The 7,199-nt window shown below is 70.7% G+C and carries 6 protein-coding genes; 4 read left to right on the forward strand and 2 right to left on the reverse strand.

The window, feature by feature from the left end; translation table 11 throughout:
* Positions 1–67: 67 nt before the first annotated feature.
* Positions 68–1,576, forward strand: a complete 1,509-nt coding sequence (locus ACSNOK_RS28660; RefSeq protein WP_436783701.1) for a flavin-containing monooxygenase — start codon at positions 68–70, stop codon at positions 1,574–1,576.
* Entirely contained in the window at positions 1,555–2,622 is a 1,068-nt protein-coding gene (locus ACSNOK_RS28665; protein WP_436783702.1) for an SDR family oxidoreductase, read from the forward strand. Before ACSNOK_RS28660 ends, ACSNOK_RS28665 begins: the two co-directional genes overlap by 22 nt.
* Positions 2,623–2,746: 124 nt before the next feature.
* Here ACSNOK_RS28665 and ACSNOK_RS28670 read toward each other — a convergent pair whose 3' ends face one another.
* Positions 2,747–3,157, reverse strand: coding sequence for a chaplin (locus ACSNOK_RS28670; RefSeq protein WP_436783703.1), 411 nt, complete (start codon positions 3,155–3,157; stop codon positions 2,747–2,749).
* A gap of 793 nt (positions 3,158–3,950) precedes the next feature.
* On the opposite strand from ACSNOK_RS28670, the gene ACSNOK_RS28675 reads away from it, so the two are divergent.
* Complete coding sequence (locus ACSNOK_RS28675; protein ID WP_436783704.1) at positions 3,951–4,796, forward strand: DUF4158 domain-containing protein; 846 nt, start codon at positions 3,951–3,953, stop codon at positions 4,794–4,796.
* A 159-nt stretch (positions 4,797–4,955) separates the two neighbouring features.
* On the opposite strand, the gene ACSNOK_RS28680 is transcribed toward ACSNOK_RS28675, so the two are convergent.
* Complete coding sequence (locus ACSNOK_RS28680) at positions 4,956–5,483, reverse strand: MarR family winged helix-turn-helix transcriptional regulator (protein ID WP_436783705.1); 528 nt, start codon at positions 5,481–5,483, stop codon at positions 4,956–4,958.
* 241 nt (positions 5,484–5,724) lie between these two features.
* Here ACSNOK_RS28680 and ACSNOK_RS28685 point away from each other — a divergent pair.
* The coding region (locus ACSNOK_RS28685; RefSeq protein WP_436783706.1) for an MFS transporter at positions 5,725–7,199 on the forward strand (1,475 nt) is incomplete at its 3' end.

The raw sequence follows: 7,199 nt of genomic DNA on the forward strand, positions 1-7,199 counted from the left end.
CGCCCCCGCCCGTCACCCTCCACTACATGCGGTCCGGAATGGGCCAGTCCACGGCAGGAGCACGACCATGAGCGAAGACACCCTGCCCGACCACGTCCAGGTCGCCGTCATCGGCAGCGGCTACTCCGGCATCGGCGCCGCCGCCCGCCTGGCCCAGGCCGGATTCCAGGACGTGCTGGTGCTGGAGAGAGCCGGCCGCCTGGGCGGCGTCTGGCGCGACAACACCTATCCCGGTGCCGCGTGCGATGTCCCGGGCCACCTGTTCGCCTTCTCCTTCGCCCCCAATCCGGCATGGCGCACCAGTCTGCCGGAGCAGCGCGAGGTCCTCGACTACCTCGACGAATGCGCCACCCGCTTCGGCGTGCGCCCGCGGCTGCGGACGAACTGCGAGGTCGTCTCCGCGCGCTGGAACACGGCCCAAGGCCGGTGGGACCTCGAGACCGGCCGAGGGCCCTGCAGCGCCTCCGTCGTCGTGGTCGCCACCGGACTGCTCGGCACCCCCCACATCCCCGATCTGCCCGGCCTGGACCTCTTCCGCGGGACCGCCTTCCACACCGCCCGCTGGAACCACGAAATCGACCTCTCGGACAAGCGGGTCGCGGTCATCGGCACCGGGGCCTCCGCCGTCCAGTGCATCCCCCACCTCCAGCGGCACGCGGCACGACTGGACGTCTACCAGCGCACGCCACCATGGGTCCTGCCCCGCCTGCAACGCCGCACCACAGCCGGTGAACGAGCCGTCCTGCGCCGGATCCCCGTACTGCACCACCTGCTGCGCCACGCCGCGTACTGGGCCCGCGAGGTGTCGGGCATGGGTTTCAGGCCACGCTACCGGTGGAGCATGGTGCTGCCCGGGGCCGTCGCCCACCTGCACCGGCGCCTGCGGGTCAAGGCGGCCGCACTGCGCGACCTCACCCGGCCCGGCTACCACTTCGGCTGCAAACGCGTCCTGCTGGCCAACGACTACTACCCGGCCATCGTCCGACCCAACGTCGACATCGTCACCCAGCCCGTCCGGGAGATCGACGCGCATGGCATCACGACATCCGACGGCGTCCGCCGCCCCGCCGACGTCATCGTCTTCGGCACCGGCTTCCGGGTCTTCGACCCGCCCATCTCCCACCGTCTCACCGGCACCGGCGGGCGCACCCTGGCCGAGCACTGGGCCACGGGGATGACGGCCTACAACAACGTGGCGGTCCCGGGCTTCCCCAACCTCTTCCTCCTGCTCGGCCCGAACAGCGGCGTGGGGCACACCTCCCAGATCCCGCTGCTGGAAGCGCAGTTGGACTATCTGGTGACCTGCCTCCGGAACCTGCGTGAGCACGACGCGCAGGCCATCGAGGCATCACCGGACGCCTTGGCGCGTTACCGCGAACGAATGCGCGTGCACACGGCCGGGACGGCCTGGGCGACGGGCTGCGGCAACTGGTACCTCGACCCGCGCACAGGGGAGAACACGGCGGTATGGCCCCGTTCGGTGGGGGCCTACCGACGCCTGCTGCGCGAGTTCCGTCCCGAGGACCACCTGCTGACCGCGAAGGAGAGCGCCACGTGCCCCGCCACACCGTGCTGATCACGGGCGCCGCAGGGGTGGTGGGCACCGCCCTCCTGGCTCGCCTGCGACAGCACCACGACATCATCGTGCTCACTCACCGCACCCCGGTCGACGCACCCTCCCTCGCCGGGGACATCACACGGCCCCGTCTCGGCCTGGACGCCGACACCTACCGGACGCTCGCCCGCCGGGTCGACACCGTCGTGCACAGCGCGGCCGCCACCGGTTTCCGCTCCGACGCGCGTCACACCACCTCGGTCAACGTCACCGGCACCGAGCAGGTGGCCCGCTTCGCCGTACACGCCGGGGCCCGGCTGATCCATATCTCCAGTGCGTTCACGGCCTGCTCCACGGTGGTTCGCGAGAACATCGCCGCCTACGCCGGAGCGGCCGGGCTGCCCGTGGCCCACTACATCGACACCAAAGTCGCCGCGGAAAAGCTCCTGGCCGACAGTGACGCGGACGTCGTCATCCTCAAGCCCTCCATGGTCGTCGGAGACTCCCGCACCGGACACCTGCCCACGGTCCAAGGGCTCTGCGGCGGCTTCCTCTACACCCTCGCCGGGCTCGTGCCCTTCGTCCCACTGGCCGGCGCCACCGTCTTCGACGTCGTCCCCTCCGACCACGTGGCCCAGGCCGTCCACATCATGACGGACCCGGCGGCGCCTTCGGGGACGTACTGGCTCACCAGCGGCACCGCCTCGTCCACGTGCGCTCGCGTGACCGAACTCATCGACCGGGTGCGCCCGGAACACGGCATCACCGGCCTGCCGCAGGCACAGTGCGTCGAGCCCGCGGAAGCCCTGCGCCGCATCGGCCGGCTCGCCGGCCGGCCCGGCACCGCGACCACCTGCTACCGGCTGACGCAGATGCTCCTCCACGCCACAGCCGTCAACCGGGCGCCGGCATTCCCCGACCCGACCGTGCCGGGCATGCCCACGCCCACCCCTGCCCGGACGGAAGCCGCCCTGCGTGCCACCTTGCACCATCTCGCCCGCACAGCCGGTCCCCGGCTGCCTGCCGCCCGCTCACGCCACTCCCCACTGGCCGGCATCGGCACATGAGGGAGTCGTTCAGGCCACTGGAAAACGCGGCCGAGCACGAGGAGAGACTCGGTCTGCCAGCGGCCCGGCGCCCCCCTTCCCATACCTCTGCACCGAGCCGGCCAGTGGTGCGGCACGACGGAGGTCAGTCGGTAGCGCAAACGCCGCCGGACGTCGGGTTGAGCAAACCGACGAGGTTGCCCGTCGCGTTACAGAAGTTCACGGGAATGCTGATCGGAGCCTGGACAGTGTCACCCGAGACCACACCCGGGGAGCCAACGGCCGCGCCACGGCTCACCGCACCCCCGGACGCATGACCGTGCCCGCCCGAGCCGATGTCGCAGACGCCGCCGGACGTCGGATTGAGCAATCCGACGAGGTTGCCCGTGTCCCCGCACTTGTTCATCGGGGCGTGAACCGGGATCTGCACAAGGTCGCCCGTCAGCACACCCGGGGACCGCACCGCCGCGCCGTGACCACCGGCATCCGCCGATGCCGGACCATCGCAGACCAGGACGCACGCACAAACGGCCAGGCCAATACTCGTCCTTCTCATACCCTGCTCTCCTCGCGTGAGTACGGCGGTGGCGCCCGCTGGACCCCGAGGCGCGCTTTCGCTCTGGAGCTCATCTTGTCGGGCGCACTGGCTGACCACCGTGTCACCACGTGCTCGGACACCTCACATGCCCCAATCGGCCCCTCAGCCCAACTGGCCTTCGACACCAGTGGCGCAGCGGAACGCCTTTACCGTTCGCGTTCGGGCGCGCCCCCTGAGGCTGCGCCCGGCCCCGACCGCTCATGGTGGAGGCGGTGGCTGGTGGCGTTGTGGGCGAGGGTGAAACCGAAGACGAGGACTTTCTGCCGCTCCGGCCCGTAGGAGACCGTGCGGCGGTTCCACAGACTGGAATCGCGCTGTTGGTGGAGGGATTCGGTGTCGCTGCGGTAGGGCTGGAGCAGTTGGTGGGCGTGGGCGTTCCGGGGGTCTGCTGGAGGTGTTCGGCGCGCTGGAAGCCGCGGCCGGTATCGGTGGGGCAGGCGTCGGCCGGCCGTGGGGTCGGCGAGAGCACGGTCGGCGGAGGTGGTGGTGATACCGACCGGGACGGTGGTCCGGGTGTGAGTAGTTGCGGTGCAGAAAGTGCCGCTGAGATTGATCTTGCTGGGGCTGGGCTACTTCGCCGAGGCTTCGAGCTGCCGGGGTAGGCCCTGTTCTCCCGAAGCTACGGCGAAGTGACAAGTAGCTCTCTGTAGCGGATCAGGGGCGGGCTTGTCAGAGTTTTCGATCTTCTGGGCTCACCGGGGGATCTGCTCGGCGAGGTTGGTCCGGTCATGACGACCGGAGGGAGCGCGGGGTGCGGCAGGAGTGGGAGCCGGAGGACCTGATCGAGGTCTGGACGCTGCTGGAGGAGGACCAGGAGCGGCTGCGGAACAAGTCGGGGGCGAACCGGTTGGGGTTCGCGTTGTTGCTGAAGTTCTTCGAGGTGGAGGCCCGGTTCCCGGAGGACGCTGGGGAGATCCCGGTGCCGGCGGTGTCGTACGTCGCTCAGCAGGTGAGGGTGGCGGCGGAGGAGTGGGCCGCGTACGACTGGTCGGGGCGGGCGGTCAAGCGGCACCGGATGGAGATCCGGGGTGCGTTCGGATTCCGTGAGTGTACCGAGGAGGACCAGGCCCAGCTTGCCGAGTGGCTGGCGGTCGAGTTGTGCGGGGTGGAGCTGTCGCGGGACCGGCTGGCGGAGGCTGTGGTGGCCCGCTGCCGTAAGGATCGGCTGGAGCCGCCGGCTCCGGGCCAGATCGCCCGGCTGGTGGGTTCGGCGGTCAGCACCTTCGAGGAGCGGTTCTGCGCGGCCACGGTGGGCCGGCTGTCGGCGGCGACCCGGTCCCGGCTGGACGACCTGATCGCCGAGGACGCCGGCGCGGACGCGGACAGCGCGGGCGGCGGAAGCACGTTCTTCACCGAGCTGAAGACGGACCCGGGCGCGCTGGGGCTGGACAGCCTGCTGGCGGAAGTGAACAAGCTCCAGCGGGTACGCGGGCTTCAGCTTCCGCCGGAGCCGGCGGGCCCTTTCTCCGCTGTTCTGGACCCACGTGAACCCCTACGGCCGATTCGAGCTGGACATGAGTTCTTACCTCGGCCTCGCTGCCGCCGCGGCGGCCACGGTGCCCGGTCCCCGCACCGCGCCCGATACTCGGGCTGGTGAACCGGCGGCGGAGGGCGTGGCCGGGTCGCCATCGTGAAGATCCGTGCTCCCGGCGTCGCCGGCGGGCGGCTCGATCGTCGCACCGCGCTGCCGTACGGGAGGTGAGGCCGGGTGCGTGCCGGGGGCGCGGATCGGGCCGGGGCGCGGGCGGGAGCGGGTCTACGCGGTGGGGCGCTGAGCGGTGGCCGTGCCGTCGGCGGCCTCGGCCAGGCAAATACGCATGGCCTGGTGGAGGTCGTCGAGAAGGCGCGCGCACTGTTCGACCAGTTCGGCCGGGTAGCGGTCGATGACCGCCCGCGCGCGCTGGGCGACGGGGGTGAAGAACTCCTCGGCCAGCCGACGTGCCTGCCCTCCGGCTCGCAAGGTGACCACCCGGCGGTCGGTGTGCTCACGCGTGCGCAGGATGTGACCGCTGTGTTCCATTCGGTTGAGCAGGGCGGAGGTGGCGTTGGGTGAGAGCTGGATGCGTTCGCTCAGACGGGCGGGGGTGAGCAGTTCCCCGCGCAGTTCGCAGTTGGCGACCTCGATCAGGGCCGCGGCGTCGGTGGCGTGCATGTCCAGCCAGCGCGCGAACAGCCGCCGCATGTCCGCATAGTCGGCTCCGTAGACCCGCAGGGCTTCCAGCAGGCGGACGTCCTGCCGGCGTCCGTACGCCGTCGGCGGCGCGTGGTCGTCCGTGTCGGTCATGCCGTTCCTCCGCCTGTCAGGTTCTGGGCGCTCGGGTGTGACCAAGATACCTCCACCACCCATTTGATTCCACAGTGGAATGATTCTACGGTGGATTTGCTGGTGAGCGGCATCCTGCGTGCCCCAGCCTCGGATGGCGGTCGACGGCCGTCCGCAGGCGCCCCACAGACGACAGCCGCGCCCATGCGCGTCGTCTCGCCAGCTCCTCACCCCCCCCCGTTTTCGCAAAGGCTGGTTCACCATGTCCTCGGCATCCACACCCTCGGTGGCGGATCCCCGGCGCTGGAAAGCGCTGGTGTTCATCTGCCTGGCCCAGCTCATGGTCGTCCTGGACGGCACGATCATGAACATCGCCCTGCCCTCCGCCCAGCACGACCTCGGCTTCTCCGACAGCAGCCGGCAGTGGGTGGTCACCGCCTACGCCCTCGCCTTCGGCGGCCTGCTGCTCTTCGGCGGCCGGATAGCCGACCTGTGGGGCCGCAAGCAGGCGTTCATCACCGGCGTGCTCGGCTTCGCCGCCGCCTCCGCCCTGGGCGGCGCCGCCGTCACCACCTCCATGCTGATCGGCGCCCGCGCCCTGCAGGGCGTCTTCGCCGCCCTCCTCGCCCCCGCCGCCCTGTCGCTGATCGCGACGATGTTCACCGAGCCCAAGGAACGCGCCAAGGCGTTCGGCATCTACGGCGCGCTCGCCGGCGGCGGCGCGGCCATCGGGCTGCTGCTGGGCGGCGTGCTCACCGAATACCTGAACTGGCGCTGGACGCTGTACGTCAACATCTTCTTCGCCGTCCTGGCCGCCTTCGGCGCCTGGCGTGAGATCCGCGTGTCCACCACCACCCACCATCGCGCGCGGCTCGACGTCCCCGGCGTCCTGCTCGCCACCTCCGGTCTGGTCAGCCTCGTCTACGGCCTGACCAAGGCCGAGAGCGACGGCTGGAGCGGCATCCCCACCCTGTCCCTGATGGGTGGCGGTATCGTGCTGCTCGCCCTGTTCGCCCTGGTGGAAAGCCGGGTCAAGGCCCCGCTGCTGCCCCTGCGGGTGATCATTGACCGCAACCGCGGCGGCGCCTACCTGTCGCTGGCCACCGCCGTCATCGGCATGTTCGGCCTGCTGCTGTTCATGACCTTCTACCTGCAGACCGTCCTCGGTTACAGCCCCCTGCTCACCGGTGTGGCGTTCCTGCCGATGACCGCGGGCATGATGGCCGGCTCCATCGGGATCGGCACCCGTCTCGCCCCCCGCCTGCCGGCCCGCGTCCTGATGGTCCCCGGCTTCCTCACCGCCGCCGCCGGTCTGGCACTGCTCGCCCAGATCACCCCCACCAGCTCCTACCCGGCCGTCGTCATGCCGGGCATGTTCCTCATGGGCATCGGACTGGGCACCGCCTTCATGCCCGCCCTCAGCCTGGCCACCGTCGGCGTACGCCATCAAGACGCCGGCGTCGCCTCCGCCATGGTCAACACCTCCCAGCAGATCGGCGGCGCCATCGGCACCGCCCTGCTCAACACCATCGCCACCAGCGCCACCGCCGACTACTTCCGCACCCACCACCCCGCCGGCCGCGACGCCGCCGCGCAGATGAAGGACGACGCGCTCGTCCACGGCTTCTCCACCGCCATCTGGTGGGCCTCGGGCATCCTCGTCCTGGCCGCCGCGATCGCCGCCGCCCGTCTGGCACTGCTCGCCCAGATAACCCCCACCAGCTCCTACCCGGCCGT

The sequence above is a fragment of the Streptomyces sp. URMC 126 genome (assembly GCF_051386555.1).
GTDB lineage: Bacteria > Actinomycetota > Actinomycetes > Streptomycetales > Streptomycetaceae > Streptomyces.

Coding starts and splice junctions, on each gene's coding strand:
- ACSNOK_RS28660 (WP_436783701.1), top strand. CDS start 68: ATGAGCGAAGACACCCTGCCCGACCACGTCCAGGTCGCCGTCATCGGC.
- ACSNOK_RS28670 (WP_436783703.1), bottom strand. CDS start 3,157: ATGAGAAGGACGAGTATTGGCCTGGCCGTTTGTGCGTGCGTCCTGGTC.
- ACSNOK_RS28680 (WP_436783705.1), bottom strand. CDS start 5,483: ATGACCGACACGGACGACCACGCGCCGCCGACGGCGTACGGACGCCGG.